This is a genomic window from Bacillus sp. FSL K6-0255, from assembly GCF_045040725.1.
Lineage (GTDB): Bacteria > Bacillota > Bacilli > Bacillales > Bacillaceae > Bacillus > Bacillus subtilis.
Map to the genome: position 1 here is coordinate 3,206,541 of NZ_CP150278.1, position 19,435 is coordinate 3,225,975.

Genomic DNA, 19,435 nt, shown 5'->3' on the forward strand with positions numbered 1-19,435 from the left:
ACCTCTCTTCCAGTTTATCACACGTGTTTTCAGGTTTCCTCGGAAATGCTGTTCATATGACGGGAAAATGCAGAACGAAGATGCTGATATTGTTCCTCATTCGTATCTAAAAACGCCTCTTCTCTTGAGGAAGGAATATGCTGATATTCAATAGGCGCCTGAAACTGCTCACTCGTAAAATCGTACATCACACCATTGATGCTGTTGTAAAAATGCCAGCTCTCACCGACTTTTGTTTTGAAAATCGTGCCGCCGAAATGGTCTTGAATCACCAATGCCGTCACGCCGCATTGGCCGCATGACGGGCATTCTTCCGTCCATTTAGAGCTCGAATGGCGCGACCAGGATTGCTTAAGTATGTATTTGACATGCTCCATTGCCTCCGCCTCCTTTAAAAAAAGATACCACGTTGATGAGATTTTAAAAACTAGAACGGAGGAAATCAAAAAACCCGGCGGTAAAATCCGCCGGGCTTACGAAGGAACGACCAGAGCTCCGTCAATTTCAGTGATTTTTTCCCCATCATTGTACACGCACCGGCCTTTGCTGTAAGTGGCCGAAATGCTGCAGGGAAATGTATGTCCTTCGTAAATGCTTTTTTTATGCTTTGCAAACATCGATTCTCTTGTAACAGTGTACGGCTCCATGCTGACGAGCACGAAATCTGCATCACACCCCGCCTCAAGCCGCCCTTTTTTCTGAAGGCCGAATCGTTTTGCAGGGGCCGCCGCTGTCCATTCTGCGATGGTTTCAAACGGAATCTGATGCTCAAGCGCCAGTTCCAGCATTCCTAATAAAGTGAACTGCCCGCCGCTGATTCCGCCCCATGATAAAAACATGTTATCCTCCCGCTTCAAGGATGGACGGCAGGGGGAATGGTCTGAGGAAACCATGTCAATGTCCCCGGCAATGAGCGTTTCGATCAGCGTCTCTTTTGATTGCAGCGACCGGAGCGGAGGCGCGCATTTTGCGACAGAGCCCCTTTGCCGTAAATCGTCATGGCTGAACAAGACATAATGCGGGCATGTCTCGACCGAAACATCAAGACCTTCCTGTTTCGCCTCTCTGATCAGCCGGACCGCTTTCGCCGTGCTGATATGGACAAAATGAACCGGACAGCCTGTCACCTTCGCATACTGAATCGTGCGATACACCGCTTCAACTTCTGCTTCCTCCGGGCGGGAGGCGGCGTACGCATCCGCATCCACCTTTCCTTTATTGGCCAAAACCATTTGCAAGTAGCTTGTGATCGCGTCGCTTTCCGCGTGGAGAGCGAGGATTTTTCCTGCAGCCGCGATTTCTGCCATGCCTTTGAGCAATGTCCGTTCATCAACAGAGCGGAACTCATCAGTACCTGACTTTGATAAAAACGCTTTAAACCCGATCGCTCCCGCTTCAGCCATCGGACGGATGTCCTCGATATGGCCTGGCACAAGGCCGCCCCATAGCGCAAAATCCACGGCAGATTTTTGCCTGCCTAGCTCAGCTTTTGCGAGAAGATGCTCTGCCGTCACGGTTGATGGAATACAGTTCAGCGGCATATCAAAATAGGTGGTGCAGCCGCCTGCGGCCATCATTTGAGAACCTGTTTCAAACCCCTCCCAATCCTCCCTGCCCGGTTCATTAAAATGAACATGGCAGTCTATCACACCAGGAAACACGTATTTCCCGTCTGCCTGGATGATTTCCGTCCCGCTTGCTTCAATGTCAGAACCTATCTCGGCAATGACACCGTTTTGAACTGCAATCTCAGCTTCTATAACGCCATCTGGCGTAACTGCCTTCGCACCTTTTATCACCATATCGTAAGCCATATTGATCCCCCCATGTCAGGATGACGATTTTTCATGTCAGTTTATGTAACACAACCAGTTCTATTTTCAACAGTTTACTGCTACTATGATCGTATTACATCAGCAAAACCGCTAGAATTCCTATTGAAAATTATTCACCTTAACCAATGTTTTTATAGAAAAGGAGAATGCGCTATGAATATTTTTGATGTGATGAAAATACCGGCTTTTGAAAACGCCAATTTAATCGCTGGAAAAGCAGGAGGGGAAAGAGAGGTTCAGCATGTCAATATGATGGACGCTCCGGATATCGCAGACTTTTTGCATAAGAATGAATTGCTCGTCACCACCGCCTATCACCTGAAGGATCACCCGCATCAATTATCCGAACTGATTCGGCAAATGGCAAAACGCGGCTGCGCGGGCCTCGGCATTAAAACAAAGCGCTATCTGGAAGATATCCCGAAGGAAATCATCGAACTGGCCGATTCATATGCGTTTCCGATCATTGAGCTTCCGGAACATATCCGACTCGGCGATATTGTGAATGCCACACTCAGCCATATTCTCGATATGCGTTCTAACGAGCTGCAGCAAGCCATTTACGCGCACAAAAAATTCACAAACCACATTATGAGCGGCAAGGGGCTGCAATCCCTCCTCAAAAAGGTGTCAGACCTCCTTCAGCTTCCCGTGCTGCTGCTTGACCAGCATGCCAAAATGCTGTCTGCGTCTCATCAGATTTCAGTTGAGACCGAAAAGCTGAAAGGCACCCTGAATACCGTATCCGGGCCATTTTTCACTTGTTTCTCTACAATCTCAGATCAGAAAACATATTCTGTCCTGCCTATTTATAATCACGAAAAAAACTGCGGCTACCTGCTGATACCGGACATGGTGCAGGCCGGCGACAAAGGATTGATCCTCACGATTGAACAAGCGGCCAACGTCATTTCCTTTGAACTGCTGAAGGAAAATGCGCTGAAGCAGTTCAGCCGAAGGGCCCGCAATGAGTTTTTCAACAATTTTATTGAGCGGTCCTTTTCTTCAGATGACGAAATCAAAAACCGGGCGAAAGAATTCAAGCTGCGCTGGGATCAAAAATACATGTGCATTGCCGGCAAACTCGATCGGAATGATGAATCAATCAGTTTTACAGAAAATCAGCTCGCTTCCGACAGCGTATTCGAATTTCTTGAAGGTGAATTATCCGCCTTCCCGTTTCCGCCTCACTTCTTTATGAAAGGAAATGTCGGCATTATTCTAATCGAGGCGACAGACAGCTGGAGTGAAATGCACGCCTCGGTGATCAGCTTTTTAGAACAGTTTCAAACACAGGTCAGCGCTCAATTTAAACGAACCGTGTCCTTTGGCATCAGCAATATCTGCCAAAAGCTCATTGATGTTCCCGACGCTTTCACAGAAGCTTCTGATGCTCTGCAATCGGGGCATTTGTCAAGAAGCACCGCATTTATCCAGGTGTATCACGCCAAAGATGTGCCTGAGCTTCTGCGCTTGCTCCCGGTTGAGGATTTGAAGAAATTTTACAACTCCACGCTTCAGAGCCTCGCTGAAAAACAGCAGGAGGATCAAAGCCTGCTTCATACGCTTTCCGTCTATTTAGAGACACACTGCCAAATTTCAGAGACGGCAAAGCGTCTGTACGTTCATCGCAATACGGTCATATACCGCCTTGAAAAATGCGAAGAGCTTCTGGGTAAAAGCTTAAAAGATCCTGAAACAACGATGCGTTTGCGGCTTGCCTTACGTATGCAGCGGCTGATCAGCTAAAGTTTGTCACATTTTCTTACAAAATGAATCATTTTTCGTCACTTTCAGCAATCACACCTGCCTTTTTCAGCTACTGTATCCAATGACACCCCTCGGCCGGCACGATACAATGTTACTAAAGTTCACATACAGGGAGGGACTATGGTGAAAAAAAGATCGTTTAAGGTGTTTACGCTTGGCCTGCAGCATGTGCTCGCCATGTATGCAGGTGCGATTTTGGTGCCCCTGCTTGTCGGCAGGGCGCTGAATGTAACAACTGTACAGCTGTCCTACCTATTGGCGATTGACCTGTTAACGTGCGGCGTCGCGACGCTTTTGCAAACCTTGCGCGGAGCATACATCGGCATCGGGCTTCCCGTCATGCTTGGCAGTTCATTTGTGGCCGTCACCCCGATGATCGCAATCGGCAGCAATTACGGCATTCACGCGATTTACGGTTCCATCATCTCGGCCGGTGTGTTCATCTTTTTGTTTGCGCGTTTTTTCGGCAAGCTGACTGTGTTATTTCCTCCTGTCGTAACAGGTACCGTTGTGACCTTGATCGGCCTTTCACTTGTTCCGACAGGTGTGAAAAATATGGCTGGCGGCGAAAAAATAAACGGCAGCGCCAACCCCGAATACGGTTCGCTCGAAAACCTTCTTCTCTCTGTCGGTGTCCTTGTTCTGATCTTAGTCCTCAACCGCTTTCTCAAAGGATTTGCCCGAACACTGTCCGTTCTGATCGGCATCGCCGCCGGAACAGCGGCAGCAGCGATCATGGGCAAAGTCAGCTTTTCTTCTGTTACAGAAGCACCGTCCTTCCAAATCCCGAAGCCTTTTTACTTCGGAGCCCCCACGTTTGAAATCGGTCCGATCTTAACGATGCTGATCGTCGGAATCGTCATTATTGTGGAATCAACCGGCGTTTTTTACGCAATCGGAAAGATATGCGGCAGACCTTTAACTGAAAAAGATCTCGTCAAAGGCTATCGAGCTGAAGGAATCGCCATTCTCATCGGCGGGCTGTTCAATGCCTTTCCTTATAATACCTTTGCGCAAAACGCCGGCTTATTGCAGCTGACCAAAGTGAAAACAAGAAACATCGTCGTTACCGCAGGCTGTATCCTTGTCTGTCTCGGACTGATTCCGAAGATTGCCGCCCTTGCATCTGCCGTTCCTGCTGCTGTACTTGGCGGCGCGACCGTCGTCATGTTCGGCATGGTGATTGCCTCCGGCGTCAAAATGCTCAGCACAGCGGATCTCAAAAATCAATACCACCTCCTGACCATCGCATGCTCAATCGCACTCGGCATCGGCGCCAGCACGGCCCCCGGGATTTTTGCTGAATTCCCCGCTCCGATTAGAATTCTGGTCAGTGACGGCATCATCACTGGAAGCCTGACCGCCATCTTTTTGAATCTATTTTTCAGCTTGCGCGACAAAAAAGAATTAACAGCACAGCAAACAGAACTTCCGGTATTAGAACATACACTCGTATTAGAAAAAGAGGTGTAAAAAAGATGAAGGAACAGCACAATGCCTTACAACTAATGATGCTGGGGCTTCAGCACATGCTTGCCATGTATGCGGGAGCCATTCTCGTTCCGTTGATCGTCGGAGCGGCGATCGGGCTGAATGCGGGGCAGCTGACGTATTTAATCGCGATTGATTTGTTTATGTGCGGGGCGGCAACTCTTTTGCAGCTCTGGAGAAACCGATATTTCGGCATCGGCCTTCCCGTTGTGCTCGGATGTACGTTTACCGCAGTCGGCCCGATGATTTCCATCGGCAGCACTTACGGTGTCCCAGCGATATATGGTGCCATTATCGCCGCAGGACTGATTGTCGTCTTAGCCGCGGGCTTCTTCGGAAAGCTTGTCCGTTTTTTTCCGCCTGTCGTAACCGGATCAGTCGTCATGATCATCGGCATCAGCCTGATTCCAACAGCAATGAATAACCTGGCCGGAGGTGAAGGAAGCAAAGAATTCGGCTCACTGGACAACGTGCTCCTCGGGTTTGGCGTCATAGCTTTTATCTTATTGCTGTTTTATTTCTTTAAAGGCTTTATCCGCTCCATAGCGATTTTACTCGGTCTTATCGCAGGAACAGCGGCTGCATATTTCACGGGAAAGGTCGATTTTTCTGAGGTCTTGGAGGCGTCTTGGCTTCATGTCCCGTCTCTGTTTTATTTCGGACCGCCAACCTTTGAGCTGCCGGCTGTTGTCACGATGCTTCTCGTTGCGATTGTCAGCCTCGTTGAATCGACAGGTGTTTACTTTGCGCTTGCGGATATCACAAACCGCAGACTGTCGGAGAAGGATCTGGAAAAGGGCTACCGGGCAGAAGGCCTTGCGATTTTGCTGGGCGGCTTATTTAACGCGTTTCCCTATACAGCTTTCTCGCAGAATGTCGGCATCGTTCAGCTCTCAAAGATGAAAAGTGTCAACGTCATCGCCATCACAGGAATCATACTGGTCGCGATCGGGCTGGTTCCAAAAGCAGCGGCCCTGACAACAGTGATCCCCACCCCAGTTCTCGGCGGCGCAATGATCGTCATGTTCGGCATGGTTATTTCTTACGGGATCAAAATGCTATCCAGCGTTGACCTTGATTCGCAAGGCAACCTGCTGATTATCGCCTCTTCCGTCAGCTTGGGGCTTGGCGCTACAACAGTTCCCGCGTTGTTTTCATCTCTTTCGGGCGCGGCCTCTGTCTTGGCAGGAAGCGGAATTGTGATCGGCAGTTTGACGGCCATTGCACTGCACGCTTTTTTTCAAACCAAACAGCCGAATAGCGCAGACATAAAAACGTAAAGGCAGATGCCAATGTTCACAATGGATGACCTGAACCAAATGGACACACAAACACTGACAGACACACTTGGCTCTATTTTTGAACACTCTTCATGGATTGCGGAGAGATCCGCAGCACTACGGCCGTTTTCGTCCCTTTCTGATCTTCACCGCAAAATGACTGGCATTGTAAAAGCTGCGGATCGCGAGACACAGCTTGATTTAATCAAAAAGCATCCCCGGCTCGGAACAAAGAAAACAATGAGCGATGACTCGGTACGAGAGCAGCAGAACGCAGGGCTCGGCAAATTAGAACAGCAGGAATACGAGGAGTTTCTCATGCTGAATGAACACTATTATGATCGCTTCGGCTTTCCTTTTATTTTAGCGGTGAAGGGAAAGACGAAACAGGACATTCACCAAGCCCTTCTGGCAAGGCTTGAGAGCGAACGAGAAACGGAGTTCCAGCAGGCCCTTATAGAAATTTACCGAATCGCCCGCTTTCGTCTGGCTGACATCATCACTGAAAAAGGAGAGACGCAAATGAAAAGAACCATGTCTTATGGCAAAGGAAATGTATTTGCATACCGAACGTTTTTAAAACCGCTCACTGGAGTGAAGCAAATCCCAGAATCATCTTTTGCCGGGAGAAGCAATACCGTTGTCGGCGTTGATGTGACATGCGAAATTGGCGGAGAAGCCTTCCTGCCATCATTTACAGACGGAGACAACACTCTCGTCGTGGCAACGGATTCAATGAAAAACTTTATCCAGCGCCATCTCGCATCCTATGAAGGAACGACAACCGAGGGGTTCCTACACTATGTAGCCCACCGATTTTTAGATACCTATTCTCATATGGACAAGATCACTCTGACTGGCGAAGACATTCCGTTTGAAGCAATGCCTGCATACGAGGAGAAAGAGCTCAGCACAAGCCGCCTCGTCTTCAGAAGATCGCGTAATGAACGAAGCCGCTCTGTGCTGAAAGCAGAACGAAGCGGGAATACCATAACGATTACAGAGCAATACAGCGAAATCATGGATCTTCAGCTCGTCAAGGTGAGCGGCAACTCCTTCGTCGGCTTCATCCGGGACGAATATACGACTCTCCCCGAAGACGGCAACCGCCCGCTGTTTGTCTATTTAAACATCAGCTGGCAATATGAAAATACCAATGACGCATACGCTTTTGATCCAGCCCGCTACGTCGCGGCTGAACAAGTCCGCGACTTGGCGAGCACCGTTTTTCACGAGCTCGAAACCCCTTCAATCCAAAACTTAATCTATCATATCGGCTGCAGAATATTAGCGAGGTTCCCGCAGCTCACTGATGTCAGCTTCCAATCTCAAAATCACACGTGGGATACGGTTGTCGAAGAAATCCCGGGCTCAAAAGGAAAAGTCTACACCGAACCGCGCCCGCCATACGGTTTCCAACATTTTACCGTGACAAGAGAAGACGCCGAGAAAGAAAAACAGAAAGCCGCTGAAAAATGTCGGAGCCTGAAAGCCTGATGGGAAAACTGACAACCCATATTTTAGATTTAACCAGCGGCAAACCAGCGGCGAACGTAAAAATTGAATTGAAGCGGCTGGGCGAAAGTATTATGAAAGAGGTTTACACTAACAATGACGGCAGAGCCAATGTCCCTCTGCTGGCTGGTGAAGAGCTGGTTTCCGGAGAGTATGTGATGGAATTTCATGCAGGAGACTATTTTGCGAATAAAAACGTGAATACGGTCGACCAGCCGTTTTTAACCATAGTCACCGTCCGTTTTCAGCTAGCAGATCCAGATGCACATTATCATATCCCGCTCTTGCTGTCGCCGTTTGGTTATCAGGTGTATAGGGGGAGTTAAGAAGGAAGCCCGCCTCACCGGCGGGCTTCTATTTGCTCTTCAATAAACTTTTGATCCTAGGTCAGTACTTGAAGTGATCCCCACACTTAGTGAAACAACAGCTAGAATAAACATTCACCTATATTTTTCAGGATAATTGCCTACGAGAAAAATATCCTGTAGTCCTTTCATTTATAAATCGAGGTTTCAAACTAATAAGTCAGCTCTTAGCAGCCGAGCTCCCTTCTCCAATCCTATAAACAGACCGCATTTTTTCTCAAAAAAATACTTTGAAGACAATCGCTGCGTTTTTAATAGTTTTGATAACGCGTTCTCTCTTACACCTTTAGACAAAATATTCATTTTTTCTTTTTTAGACTTAAATCTATGTCGAAAATAATCGTTGGCATATCTTATACTATCTCCACTAAAGGAGGTGACATTATGGGATTCTACAATTCTGGTGGATACAGTGGAAACTCTGGTTACTCAAACGGTTTCGGGAGCTCCTTCGCTTTGATCGTGGTGCTATTCATTTTGTTGATCATTGTTGGAGCAGCTATCTTTAATTATTAAGTTTAACTTTCCTTGCCTCCGCCGTATCCAACACCTCCCTGTCCGACAGACGCCATAAGAAGTTTTTATGGCGTCTTTGCTATGTGTTCACTAATCTTTTTGTAATCCAGAAGCTGTCAAATTCTACGAGATTTATCGTGTGTTTTCCCACAACGCTTCTGCGTCTTGATCGCGCTGTCTGACTGAGGCTAAAAAAGTCCGGCTTTTAAAAGCCGGACTCCCGTCTACCCCCGTTCAACTCTCTTCTAATCCTGCAAGCTGACCGCATAATCCCGCCATACCCGGTGCACCGGCACAAATTCCCCGCCAGCCCTTCTTCTATATCTTCGTCAGAAGGTTGAGGGGTTTCCCGAAACAGTGCTTTAAGCGCAATTATCATTCCTGGGGTACAGTAGCCGCATTGGAAGCCTCCTTCTTCCAGAAAAGCGGTTTGGCAGATATCCAGTTCCTCTTTTTGTACGCCCTCGATTGTTGTAATGGAATGGCCGTCCACTTGGTAAGCCATGGTCATACACGCATTGGCCAGTTTTCCGTCGATTAAAATAGAGCAGGCTCCGCAGCGGCCGATTCCGCAGGACACCTTTGTCCCGGTCAGCTGAAATTCCTTTCTAAGCAGGTCACTCAGATGTGTCGTAGGAACGGCAGCAACCTCCCACTCCTGCCCATTCACGGTCATCCGGAACTGTTCCTTTTTTACAGGAAATGGCCCGGCCTCTTTTACGTCCATTGCTTCAGCCCCTTTCTGTCTATCGCTTCAAGCAGCTCTTCTCTTGAAATTGGCAGCTTGTTTATCCAGCATCCGACCGCATCATGTACTGCCTTTACAATCGCCGGAGTGATGGCGATTGTTCCGATTTCGCCAACACCGCGCGGTCCATATACGTCTCCCTTCATTAAGTCTTCTATTGCAATCACCTTCATGTCAGGAACATCTTTGATTCCGGGAATCAAATAGTGATCGAGATTTTCCGCAGCATAACGGCCATCCGTCATTTTCGCTTCCTCCATCAGTGTGTAGCCGAGTGCCATGGCAGCGCCGCCTTCAATTTGACCTCGATATCCCTGCGGACTGATAACCGGACCTGCCGCAATAGCGTGCTCACAATCTATCAATTTGACATCGCCTGTTAACAGATCTACCTCCACCTCAACGGCAGCCGCTCCAAATGAGTAGAGGAAATGGCCGCCCACCACAGGATCAGGCGTTGTTGGAAAGTCAAATGCCGTTTCCTCTGCCAAAGGGCCTTTTTCAGCCAGCTCCTTATACGTCACCACGAGCGCCTTTGTGTTTTTGTCACGCAAGCCTGCAGCGCCGGGAATAAGATTTTCCGCTGAACAGCCGCTCCATTCTGCCGCCCGTTTTTTCAACTGAGCTAGAAACGGCTTCTTCAAACGCTGGATCGCGTGCCACACCATGCTTGTGCCGCGGGATGCTGTGGAGGAGCCTGACTTCGGCACTTTTGCGGTATCCCCAATAACAATGGAAATATCCTCTGCGGCACAACCTAACTCCTCCATGACAATCTGTTCAATCGCTGCTAGAATCCCCTGTCCGCATTCTTCAAATCCAAACGAAGCAGTGATTTTGCCTTCACTCGAAAGGGACAAACGGCCTCCTGCCGCATCCATTCGGCCAAACCCCAGCCCGCCGCCGTGCATTGTAATTGCCGCTCCCGTGCCTCTTTGCAGATACCCGCAGTTCCGGCTTGTTTTTTTAAGAATGGGAGATTTAGATATGGCATTCAACACCTGTGCCGCTCCGTCAGTTGGTGCAATTCGATGCTCAAGCGGCCCCAAGTCATGCGGTTTTCTGATATTTTTTCTTCTCAGCTCGAGCGGGTCGATGCCAAGCATGCCGCTGAGACGATCGAGATGGGTTTCGAGTGCAAATGTGATTTGGTTGCCGCCAAAGCCCCGAAATTCCCCCGCCACCCCGTTGTTCGTAAATACTGATATTCCTTCAGTCCGGATATTCGGAATACGGTACGGCCCCGCGGCATGCTCGACAGAAAAATCAAGAACAGCCGGTCCGAGCGTAGCGTAAGCGCCTGTGTCCGCCACAATTTTCACGTCGTGCGCCAATAGATTTCCCGAATGATCTGCACCCGTTTTTATCGTAATCTTCATCGGATGGCGCTTAATGCCAGAACGTACAGATTCCTTTCGTGTCTGATGAATTTTGACAGGGCGTCCGCTTTTCAGGGCCAAAAGCGCAGCATACGGCTGAATATTCAGCTCATCCTTCCCTCCGAACGAGCCGCCCATCGGACTTGACACAATTCTGATCTTCTCTTCAGGAATATCAAAAATACGGGCAAGCTGGAAACGGTCTTTATAGCCGTGCTGGGTTCCTGCATACATCGTAAAACCCCCGTCGTCTTCCGGAACGGCTACACCTCCCTCCGTTTCCATATACGTATGCATCTGCCGCGGCAGCTCATAGGTTTCTTCAAAGACTGTGTCAGATGCTTGAAACCCTTCTTCCACATCACCGTTTGAAAAAAATGCGCGGTGCAGGATATTCCCGTCCTCATGCAGTCTTTGCGCATTCGGCCGAAGCGCTTTTTCTGGTGAATCCATGACTTCCAGCTCTTTATACTCAACTCGAATCAGCTCCAGCGCCGCTTCCGCGATTTCTTCCGTTTCCGCAGCAACTGCGGCGATCGCATCCCCGACATACCGCACCCTGTCCTCACATAAAACCGGCTGATCAGGGATGACAATGCCAAATCGGTTTAAGCCGGGAACGTCTTTATGTGTGACGACGGCCTGCACGCCTTCCATTTTCTCAGCTTTTATGGTGCAAACCGACACAATCTCTGCATGAGGATAAGCACTTCTCAGCACCTTGCCATACAGCATTCCTGGAAAGCTGAGATCGGTCATATATTTCAATTCCCCTGTGACCTTACCCCTTCCATCCGGCCTGACTCTTGACGGTTTGTTGATGATCATTTATTCCCCTCCCTCAGCCATCAGCTCTGCCATGATGACGTTGGCAGCGGCTTTTTTTCTGTATGCCGCTGACATAAAAACATCTGAGGAAAACGGCAGCTCATGGATAAGTGTTTTGTACAGCTCATGCGAGTCCCACCCTGGTGCCATCCATTTCGCTTCGCTGTCCAATAATCTCCTAGGAGTGATATCGGCATGGCCAGCGGCGAGGCGAATGCTGCCGTCTTTCAAAAAACGTCCAGCTGCAACAGCAGCCGCTCCGGTAAAAGCCTGGCGCCTTCCAAGCTTGTGATAAAATACACGCTCTCCCTCCGCCCGCGGGATGATGACACGCGTGACGATAGCCGTTCTAAAGTCTTCCTCACTGAGCCAAGCGCCAAGCGGCAGCCTGATTAGCTCCTTTTGATATACGATAAGCTCAGCACCAAGCACAAGCAGAAGCGGAATGAAATCACCGATTTTACTCGCTATGTTGCCGCCAATCGTGGCACGGCTGCGAATCCCCGGTGCAGCGACAGCGGAAGCAGCGTCACTGAAACAGCTAAGCGCTCTCTTAATCAAAGGGTTCTTTCTGCATTCATTCAGTGATGTGAGCCCCCCGATCGACACGTGGGTGTCACTGGTGCTGATCCCTCGCATTTCGTCAATCCCTTCAAGGCTGACAAGGTGCTGTTTCGGTAGAGTTCCTTTGTCCCACTGAAGCTGAAGGAGCGTGCTTCCCGATGCGGCACACACATCCGGAGCAAGCTTCTCTAAAAGCGAATAGGCCTCATCAAGCGCTGCCGGTCTCCATAATTGAATATTCATCCTTGCTTTTGTCACTTGGCCGTTCAAGACATCGCCCTCCTTACCATGTCATATTCCTCGGGTGTATCAATATCGTCCAACTCACCGCTATCCTTTGCCTCCAAAACCGCTCCTGCTCCAAGCTGTCCGCTTTTCAGGAGCCTGCGAGCCCCTTCATCTCCCGTTAATCCCTTTACATAAGGAAAACATGTCGACGAGAAGTAGATTGGCGGGGTGAACGCCCCTAAAAACGATGACACGGCAAATGACTCAGGAGCCAGAGCCACAAGGGCATTGAGATGATCGACGGAAAGCTGAGGCTGGTCGGCTAACAAAATGACAACGCCGTCCGCCCCCATGCTTTCTGCTTTTCTCACCCCGCTGCTGACTGAATGCCCCTGACCCTTTTCTGCGTCTTGGCAAACGTGCAGGCTCCAGCGTTTTTGAAAAGGCGGAGCGTGATACGGCGCTCCTATCCACTCAAGGGAGGCATGTTCTGTCCGCTCGACGACCAGCACGTGATCAAGGCGGGACGACAGAGCAGTTTTCAAGGAAAGTGAGCCTATGTTTTCTCCTTTTAGCGGCAAAGCCAGCTTGTTTTGTCCCATTCTTCTGCTTTTGCCGGCAGCGAGAAACACGCCGATCAGATAGGGGCTTCTCATACAACCGCCACCCGTTTTCTTGTTTGAATGATCTCTGCAACTACACTTACCGCAATTTCCTCGGGACCTTCCGCACCGATTTTCAGCCCGACCGGACTGTAAAAGTGAGACGGAGGATGTTTTCCGCTCAGCAGCCGTTTCGTGCGGTTTGCCGAACCCAACAGTCCAATATAATGGAGGTTTTGAGAAAATAAGAAGTTGATGATCGTTTGATCGTGCTGATAATGATGGGTTGCCACAACAGCTGCATCATGTGGAAAAAATTGAAATTCGCTAAGCATTTGTTCCGGAAAAGCGGTGATCAGCTGATCCGCTTTTGGAAAAAGAGAGGATGTACAATAAGCGGGCCGCCAATCCGTCACGATAACAGAAAACCCTGTGTCAGCCGCCAAATTGGCCAGCGGTACAGTATCCGGTCCCGCCCCAAACAGAATGAGACGCGGCTTCGGTTCAATTCGCTGAATAAACATGTTAGTGGGTGGATCGAAATGCGGTAAATGAAGCGTTGAAACAGTACGTTGAATAGCTTGCAGAGGCGCGTCCGGCCAGTTGCCAAAATGCCCGTTCTCCGTCAGAAATAAATAATGTGAGGATCCAATCTTTATAACAGAAGTGACAGCTTTGCCTGAATGAAGGCAATCCCTCACTTTCTCATAGTGCCGCCTTTTTTCCTGAGTGATTCGCTCCACATGAACATGAATAATGCCATTGCACCCGGCTCCCATGCCCCAAGAAAGATCGTCCTCTGACCTCATGTCGTAGGGAATCAGCGTTGGTGTGAGCTGATCGCCCAGCGCACTGATTCTTTGGAATACATCTTCTTCCACACACCCGCCGCTCAGCAAGCCAATCCGTCTGCCATTTTTCTTAAAGAGCATAGAGGCGCCTGCTTTTCGATACGCGGAGCCTTCAACTTGAACAATTGTCGCCAGTACAGCCTCCTCCTGGTCTTCCAGGAGCGCATCTAACATCGTGTGAAAATTCCCCAATGCCGCATCCTCCTCTCGAAAATTGCCGTGAGAAACAACTAGTTCAGCGTGATTTTATAGGTAACTTGTATAAAGAATAGACGATGGAAGAAAAAATGACTCATGATTTGTTAGAAAATGAAACACATAGAAAGAGGATTTGTAAAAAGAGTCAAACGAAGAAAATCAGATTGGAGAAAACACGAAATCATATCGTTAAAAAGCTTGCGGAGTTCCGCAAGCTTTTCTTTACACCGCTGCCTGGCGGCCAGCGTTTTCATACACATCCAGCGCTGCTTGGAGCGCTTTTCCTGCTTCGATTCCTGCGTTATGTCTGAGAAGCACAGCCTCTAACCCGGCAAGCACGAATAGCACGTTTTCTTTTCTGCAGCTGTACCCCATCGTGCCGATCCTCCAGATCTTCCCTGCAAGCGGGCCGAATGAGCTGGCGATTTCAATGCCGAATTGTGCCAGCAGCATGTCACGGACAGACTCGCCGTCAATGCCGCCGGGAATTTCGACACAGGTGACAACAGGCATTTTGCAGCTGTCATCTCCAAACAATCTTAGCCCCATTGCCTTTATCCCTGCTGCTAATGCGGCTTCATGGTGCCGATGCCGCTCGAAACGCGTCTCAAGACCTTCTTCAAGCACCAGTCTGACTCCCTCACGTAAGGCGTACAGCATCGTCGTCGCTTCTGTATGATGATTGAGCCGTCTTTCGCTCCAATAATCCTCAAGCTGGCTCAAATCAAAGTAGTTGCTTGTAATTGGCCGATTTCCCGAAAGTGCTGCCCTGTCAGCTTGTGTCGCAATCCCGCGTTCCACCTTTTTGCGAGCTGCAATCACGTCCGCCACCCGCTCATTATATGTAATCGGCGCCATTCCTGAAGGCACAGACAAACATTTTTGCGTTCCGCCGATGGCAGCGTCAATCTTCCATTCATCGACTTTAACCTCGCAGCCCCCAATCGTTGCGACTGCATCGACGATAAACAATGCATCCTCGGTGCGGCAGGCTTCGCCGATGGCTTTCAGCGGGTGAATCCGTCCTGTCGATGTTTCTCCATGCACCATGGCCACAATTTTCGGCTTCACTTTTTTTATCTCCCGTATGATGTCCTCCGGGTCAAAAACCGTTCCCCATTCGCACTCAAGCATATGAACATTTGCCCCATATCGCTCGGCGATTTCAGTCAGCAAATAACCGAAACGGCCGTAAATGGGAATGAGCACATCATCTTCCGGCTCTATCACACTAGCCAGCACTGCTTCAATTCCCGCCCGTGAAGTGCCGTCAATCGGGTATGCCCAGCGGTTTTTTGTTTGGAACAGCTCCCGAAGCATCTCCATCGTTTCATTCATAATACCTGTAAACGCCGGATCAAATTGGCCGACAACCGGGGTGCTCATTACTCTTAATACACGCGGATCAACCTCAACAGGCCCCGGCGTCATAATCGTTCTTAACGGGGTGCATAATTCTCTTCTGCCTGACACAGCCATTCCTCCTTTATCAGTAAGCCAGTTTGTATAATAAATCAGTCAGTGCGCGGACGCCGATCTCAAGCTGTCTGGCTGACGTATATTCCTTCGGTGAGTGGCTGACGCCGCCTCGGCTCGGCACAAACAGCATACAAGCAGGATAGCGCCTTCCGATCATTTGCGCGTCATGCCCTGCTCCGCTCACCATTTCCTCACAGCTGAAGCCGTTTTCTAATGCTGTTTCAAAAGCCGCAGCCTTCAGCCTTTCGTCCATCGGCACAGGCTCTATCCGCATATATTCATCAATCACAGCGCGAATTCCTTTTTGTAGGCAAATGCCGTTGATCAAAGCAACCATGTCTTGATGAAACTGTTCCAGCACATGCTGATGCTGATGGCGAATATCGATTGAAAACTGGACGCGGCCCGGTATGACATTGGCTACATTGGGCTCTGCCGTTATTTTTCCGCATGTCAGACGGAGCTCATCCGGCAGCTCCTCCGACCGCAGCAGCAGCTCATGAATGATACGGCTGCTGGCTGCGAGCGGGTCCTTGCGCCATTTCATGGAGGTGGTTCCTGCGTGATTGCATTCTCCTTCGAGCGTGACGAGATATCGTCTCTGCCCCGCAATACTTGTCACGATGCCGAGATCCCGGCCTGACATTTCCAACGTCTTCCCCTGTTCAATATGCAGCTCAACAAACGCGCTGATATCTGTCCTATATGCTGACTGAAACACACCTTTGCCAAAACCGCTCTCATGCATCGCTGTTTGGAGGGAGACTCCCGACTCGTCTCTTGGCTCTTTTGCATCTTGTTCTGAAAAAACACCCGTCATATTCCCCGACCCCCAATAGGTCATTGGAAAACGGCTGCCTTCCTCCTCACATAAGGAGACCGCCTCGAGCGTTTTTTTTGGCGCTCCGTATGTTTCCTTGAGCTGCTTTAACGCGAGCATTGCCGCCAGAACGCCATAGGCGCCGTCGTATTTTCCTCCATTGATGACAGTATCGATATGTGAACCGGTTACAATGACTTCATCCGGAGACTGGGTGCCCGAAAGCCTTCCAAACACATTGCCGACATCGTCGAATCTTGTTTCAAGCCCGAAAGAAGACATTTCCGTTTTCACAGCAAGCTGTGCGTCCATCCACTCTTTTGTGTATAAAAGCCTCGTTACGCCGCCATCCGCAGACGCACCGTATTGGGCGAGCCATTCAATATAATCTGTGATGCTGTTTTTTACTGAAAGCTTCTGCTTTTCCATGTACTCCCCCCTCTGGCCGCTATGGTGACTTCATTATAGAAGGAGCAACATGATAGTTCATTGACAGATTAACCAAAAAAACGTTTATTTTTTAGTCACAGTATCCATCCAGCAACCAGATTCACCCTACATGTCACAACTATTTTGATGTAAAGGTCAAAAGAAAACACGGTAAGGAAGAGAGCCAGCAAGAGCGAAAGAGAGGGTCAAAATGCCTTTCATATGAACAAGCTAAGCTGGAGAGGCGATGTTCGCGGAACGGATGAAAACAGAAATGCCGGCAGCCCGCAAAAACAGGACCTAAAGATATGGGAACAGGAGATTTCCGCCTCCTCCAAAGGGACTAATTTACAATTTTAATGAAAAATATACAAAATGACACTTCTATCCTTTATTTCGATTTTAGATAATAGACATGATCTGATAAAAGGAGGGCAAGTGATGACAAAAAAAGCATGGTTTCTGCCGCTCGTCTGTGTATTACTGATTTCGGGATGGCTTGCGCCGGCAGCTTCAGCAAGCGCGCAAACCGCATTAAGCCTTAATGACCGATTGGCGTCTTCCCCTTCAGGAACAGGCCTTCTCTCATTAGCCGCCCCCGCTGCACCCTATGCTGACACAGATACCTATTATGAAGGGGCTGAAGGTAAAACAGGAGACTCGCTAAAAAGCACCCTGCACCGTATTATCAGCGGACACACGATGCTGTCCTACAGCGAAGTGTGGAACGCGCTGAAAGAAACGGATGAAGACCCAAGAAATCCGAATAACGTCATCCTGCTCTATACGAATGAATCGCGTTCCAAAAACCTGAACGGCGGCAATGTCGGCGATTGGAACCGCGAGCATGTCTGGGCGAAATCCCATGGCGATTTTGGTACGAGCAAGGGACCTGGTACTGATATTCATCATTTGCGCCCGGCTGATGTTCAAGTTAACAGCGCAAGAGGAAATATGGATTTTGACAATGGCGGCACTGAATATGCGAAGGCACCCGGAAATTATTATGACGGCGATTCATGGGAGCCCCGCGATGATGTGAAAGGCGATGTTGCCCGCATGCTGTTTTACATGGCTGTCCGTTACGAGGGTGATGACGGCTATCCTGATCTTGAGCTTAATGATAAGACAGGCAACGGCTCAGCTCCTTATCATGGCAAACAATCTGTCCTGCTCGAATGGAATAAGCAGGATCCGGTTGACGACCGCGAGCGGAAAAGAAATGAAATCATTTATGAAAAATATCAGCACAACCGCAATCCATTTATCGACCACCCTGAATGGGCGGATGAGATTTGGCCGTAAGAAAAAGGTGCTCCTTTTGAGGAGCACCTTTTTCTAATACACAGCCTCTTCCGTTTCCGCATCGAAAAAGACGACGTGGCCCATTTTCACTGAGAGCTGGATTGAATCGCCTGCATCGATTCGCGTGTTTCCGTCCAGGCGGACCTTGAGCCGCTCGTCCCCAGCCATGACATGCACTATGAGCTCCGAGCCCAGATTTTCATTCACTTCCACCTTCGCTTGAAACACTGAATCAAACAACTGGTCATTTCCTGTCATTTGTGTGATGTGCTCCGGCCGTACACCGGCAATCATCTGTTCTCCGGCATATCCCTTTTCCTTCAGCCGCTTTGCTTTTTCTTCAGGAATATGAAGCCGGATCGAAGAATTTGTGAAAAACAGCTCGCCATGCTGCTGTTCTATGATGCCTTTCAAAAAGTTCATCCCAGGAGAGCCAATGAAGCCTGCGACAAACAAATTGGCCGGGTAATGATAAATGTCATGAGGTTTCGCCACTTGCTGAATTTCCCCTTCATTCATGACGACAATCCGATCTCCCATTGTCATTGCTTCGGTCTGGTCATGCGTGACATAAATGATCGTTGCCTCTAATCGCTGGTGCAGCTTGCTGATTTCTGTCCGCATCGTCACTCTTAGTTTTGCATCCAGATTAGAAAGCGGCTCGTCCATTAAAAAGACCTTCGGCTCCCTCACAATCGACCTGCCAAGCGCCACCCTTTGCCGCTGCCCGCCGGAGAGCGCCTTCGGTTTTCTCTTCAGCAAATGTTCAATTTCTAAAATTCTAGCTGCCGCATGAACCCGCTCGGCAATTTCCTGTTTCGCCATCTTTCTGAGCTTTAATCCAAACGCCATATTATCAAAAACCGTCATATGCGGATAAAGCGCATAGTTCTGGAATACCATCGCAATATCACGTTCTTTCGGCGGAAGATCATTGACCCGCTCCCCATCAATAAGAAGATTTCCTTCAGAAATGCTTTCTAATCCAGCCACCATCCGCAGCGTTGTTGATTTTCCGCATCCTGACGGCCCCACCAGCACCAAAAGCTCCTTATCCTTTACATCTAAATCAAAGTCCTTCACGGTTAATTGTGAGTGATATGATTTTTTGACGTGTTCAAATGTTAATGAAGCCATCAGAAAAGTCCCCCTATCTTTTGACCCGTTATTTCGTCACTGGAAACAACTTGGTCTTTCTGTTATTTTTAGAGTAATCGATTCCCATTTTTGCT

The 19,435-nt window shown here is 49.0% G+C and carries 18 protein-coding genes; 8 read left to right on the top strand and 10 right to left on the bottom strand.

Features of this window, described 5'->3' with window-relative positions; genetic code table 11:
* Window positions 1–29 precede the first annotated feature (29 nt).
* Complete coding sequence (locus MHB62_RS16770; RefSeq protein ID WP_015714653.1) at window positions 30–377, bottom strand: hypothetical protein; 348 nt, start codon at window positions 375–377, stop codon at window positions 30–32.
* Window positions 378–473: 96 nt separating this feature from the next.
* A complete protein-coding gene (locus MHB62_RS16775; RefSeq protein WP_015714654.1) occupies window positions 474–1,814 on the bottom strand; it encodes an allantoinase in 1,341 nt (446 codons plus the stop codon).
* A 174-nt stretch (window positions 1,815–1,988) separates the two neighbouring features.
* On the opposite strand from MHB62_RS16775, the gene pucR reads away from it, so the two are divergent.
* From pucR to yuzJ, 6 genes are all read left to right on the top strand, one after another.
* Window positions 1,989–3,584, top strand: coding sequence for a purine catabolism transcriptional regulator PucR (gene pucR / locus MHB62_RS16780; protein ID WP_014477890.1), 1,596 nt, complete (start codon window positions 1,989–1,991; stop codon window positions 3,582–3,584).
* 144 nt (window positions 3,585–3,728) lie between these two features.
* Window positions 3,729–5,078, top strand: coding sequence for a uric acid permease PucJ (pucJ, locus tag MHB62_RS16785; protein ID WP_015714655.1), 1,350 nt, complete (start codon window positions 3,729–3,731; stop codon window positions 5,076–5,078).
* Window positions 5,079–5,083: 5 nt separating this feature from the next.
* Complete coding sequence (gene pucK, locus MHB62_RS16790; protein WP_019712944.1) at window positions 5,084–6,376, top strand: uric acid permease PucK; 1,293 nt, start codon at window positions 5,084–5,086, stop codon at window positions 6,374–6,376.
* A 12-nt stretch (window positions 6,377–6,388) separates the two neighbouring features.
* Window positions 6,389–7,873, top strand: a complete 1,485-nt coding sequence (pucL, locus tag MHB62_RS16795; protein WP_003228655.1) for a factor-independent urate hydroxylase — start codon at window positions 6,389–6,391, stop codon at window positions 7,871–7,873.
* Window positions 7,873–8,217 carry a hydroxyisourate hydrolase gene (gene uraH, locus MHB62_RS16800; protein WP_003228653.1) on the top strand — a complete coding sequence of 115 codons (345 nt, stop codon included), beginning with the start codon at window positions 7,873–7,875 and terminating at the stop codon, window positions 8,215–8,217. The genes pucL and uraH overlap by 1 nt, the downstream gene beginning before the upstream one ends.
* 423 nt (window positions 8,218–8,640) lie before the next feature.
* On the top strand, window positions 8,641–8,772 hold the full coding sequence (gene yuzJ / locus MHB62_RS16805; RefSeq protein ID WP_009968115.1) for a YhzE/YjcZ family sporulation protein YuzJ: 132 nt from the start codon (window positions 8,641–8,643) through the stop codon (window positions 8,770–8,772).
* 205 nt (window positions 8,773–8,977) lie between these two features.
* Here the strand turns inward: yuzJ and pucE are convergent, their stop codons facing one another.
* The 7 genes from pucE to allC form a co-directional block, all read right to left on the bottom strand.
* Window positions 8,978–9,499 (bottom strand): xanthine dehydrogenase subunit E, encoded by a 522-nt coding sequence (pucE, locus tag MHB62_RS16810; RefSeq protein ID WP_032722466.1) that lies wholly within the window; start codon window positions 9,497–9,499, stop codon window positions 8,978–8,980.
* Window positions 9,490–11,727: a xanthine dehydrogenase subunit D gene (gene pucD, locus MHB62_RS16815; RefSeq protein ID WP_089172645.1), complete on the bottom strand. Its 2,238-nt coding sequence runs from the start codon at window positions 11,725–11,727 to the stop codon at window positions 9,490–9,492. The genes pucE and pucD overlap by 10 nt, the downstream gene beginning before the upstream one ends.
* The gene (gene pucC / locus MHB62_RS16820; RefSeq protein WP_015714661.1) at window positions 11,728–12,561 is read right to left on the bottom strand and encodes a xanthine dehydrogenase subunit C; all 834 of its coding nucleotides are present in this window, start codon (window positions 12,559–12,561) and stop codon (window positions 11,728–11,730) included.
* Entirely contained in the window at window positions 12,558–13,175 is a 618-nt protein-coding gene (gene pucB / locus MHB62_RS16825) for a xanthine dehydrogenase accessory protein PucB (protein ID WP_015714662.1), read from the bottom strand. The genes pucC and pucB overlap by 4 nt, the downstream gene beginning before the upstream one ends.
* On the bottom strand, window positions 13,172–14,164 hold the full coding sequence (locus MHB62_RS16830; protein WP_015714663.1) for an XdhC family protein: 993 nt from the start codon (window positions 14,162–14,164) through the stop codon (window positions 13,172–13,174). The genes pucB and MHB62_RS16830 overlap by 4 nt, the downstream gene beginning before the upstream one ends.
* A 228-nt stretch (window positions 14,165–14,392) precedes the next feature.
* A complete protein-coding gene (pucG, locus tag MHB62_RS16835) occupies window positions 14,393–15,643 on the bottom strand; it encodes a (S)-ureidoglycine--glyoxylate transaminase (protein WP_003244520.1) in 1,251 nt (416 codons plus the stop codon).
* A gap of 16 nt (window positions 15,644–15,659) precedes the next feature.
* The gene (gene allC / locus MHB62_RS16840) at window positions 15,660–16,898 is read right to left on the bottom strand and encodes an allantoate deiminase (RefSeq protein WP_032722471.1); all 1,239 of its coding nucleotides are present in this window, start codon (window positions 16,896–16,898) and stop codon (window positions 15,660–15,662) included.
* Window positions 16,899–17,120: 222 nt separating this feature from the next.
* Between allC and MHB62_RS16845 the strand changes: the two genes are divergently transcribed.
* Together MHB62_RS16845 and MHB62_RS16850 are read left to right on the top strand one after the other, a co-directional pair.
* Window positions 17,121–17,258: a hypothetical protein gene (locus MHB62_RS16845; RefSeq protein ID WP_032722473.1), complete on the top strand. Its 138-nt coding sequence runs from the start codon at window positions 17,121–17,123 to the stop codon at window positions 17,256–17,258.
* 81 nt (window positions 17,259–17,339) lie between these two features.
* Complete coding sequence (locus MHB62_RS16850) at window positions 17,340–18,203, top strand: endonuclease I family protein (protein ID WP_024572485.1); 864 nt, start codon at window positions 17,340–17,342, stop codon at window positions 18,201–18,203.
* A 33-nt stretch (window positions 18,204–18,236) separates the two neighbouring features.
* On the opposite strand, the gene MHB62_RS16855 is transcribed toward MHB62_RS16850, so the two are convergent.
* Window positions 18,237–19,340 carry an ABC transporter ATP-binding protein gene (locus tag MHB62_RS16855; RefSeq protein WP_032722475.1) on the bottom strand — a complete coding sequence of 368 codons (1,104 nt, stop codon included), beginning with the start codon at window positions 19,338–19,340 and terminating at the stop codon, window positions 18,237–18,239.
* Window positions 19,341–19,435 lie beyond the last annotated feature (95 nt).

Bases quoted from the DNA above. Each gene is read 5' to 3' on its own strand.
- MHB62_RS16770 (WP_015714653.1), bottom strand. From the start codon at position 377: ATGGAGCATGTCAAATACATACTTAAGCAATCCTGGTCGCGCCATTCG.
- MHB62_RS16775 (WP_015714654.1), bottom strand. From the start codon at position 1,814: ATGGCTTACGATATGGTGATAAAAGGTGCGAAGGCAGTTACGCCAGAT.
- pucR (WP_014477890.1), top strand. From the start codon at position 1,989: ATGAATATTTTTGATGTGATGAAAATACCGGCTTTTGAAAACGCCAAT.
- pucK (WP_019712944.1), top strand. From the start codon at position 5,084: ATGAAGGAACAGCACAATGCCTTACAACTAATGATGCTGGGGCTTCAG.
- pucL (WP_003228655.1), top strand. From the start codon at position 6,389: ATGTTCACAATGGATGACCTGAACCAAATGGACACACAAACACTGACA.
- uraH (WP_003228653.1), top strand. From the start codon at position 7,873: ATGGGAAAACTGACAACCCATATTTTAGATTTAACCAGCGGCAAACCA.
- yuzJ (WP_009968115.1), top strand. From the start codon at position 8,641: ATGGGATTCTACAATTCTGGTGGATACAGTGGAAACTCTGGTTACTCA.
- pucE (WP_032722466.1), bottom strand. From the start codon at position 9,499: ATGGACGTAAAAGAGGCCGGGCCATTTCCTGTAAAAAAGGAACAGTTC.
- pucD (WP_089172645.1), bottom strand. From the start codon at position 11,727: ATGATCATCAACAAACCGTCAAGAGTCAGGCCGGATGGAAGGGGTAAG.
- pucB (WP_015714662.1), bottom strand. From the start codon at position 13,175: ATGAGAAGCCCCTATCTGATCGGCGTGTTTCTCGCTGCCGGCAAAAGC.
- allC (WP_032722471.1), bottom strand. From the start codon at position 16,898: ATGGAAAAGCAGAAGCTTTCAGTAAAAAACAGCATCACAGATTATATT.
- MHB62_RS16845 (WP_032722473.1), top strand. From the start codon at position 17,121: ATGAACAAGCTAAGCTGGAGAGGCGATGTTCGCGGAACGGATGAAAAC.
- MHB62_RS16850 (WP_024572485.1), top strand. From the start codon at position 17,340: ATGACAAAAAAAGCATGGTTTCTGCCGCTCGTCTGTGTATTACTGATT.
- MHB62_RS16855 (WP_032722475.1), bottom strand. From the start codon at position 19,340: ATGGCTTCATTAACATTTGAACACGTCAAAAAATCATATCACTCACAA.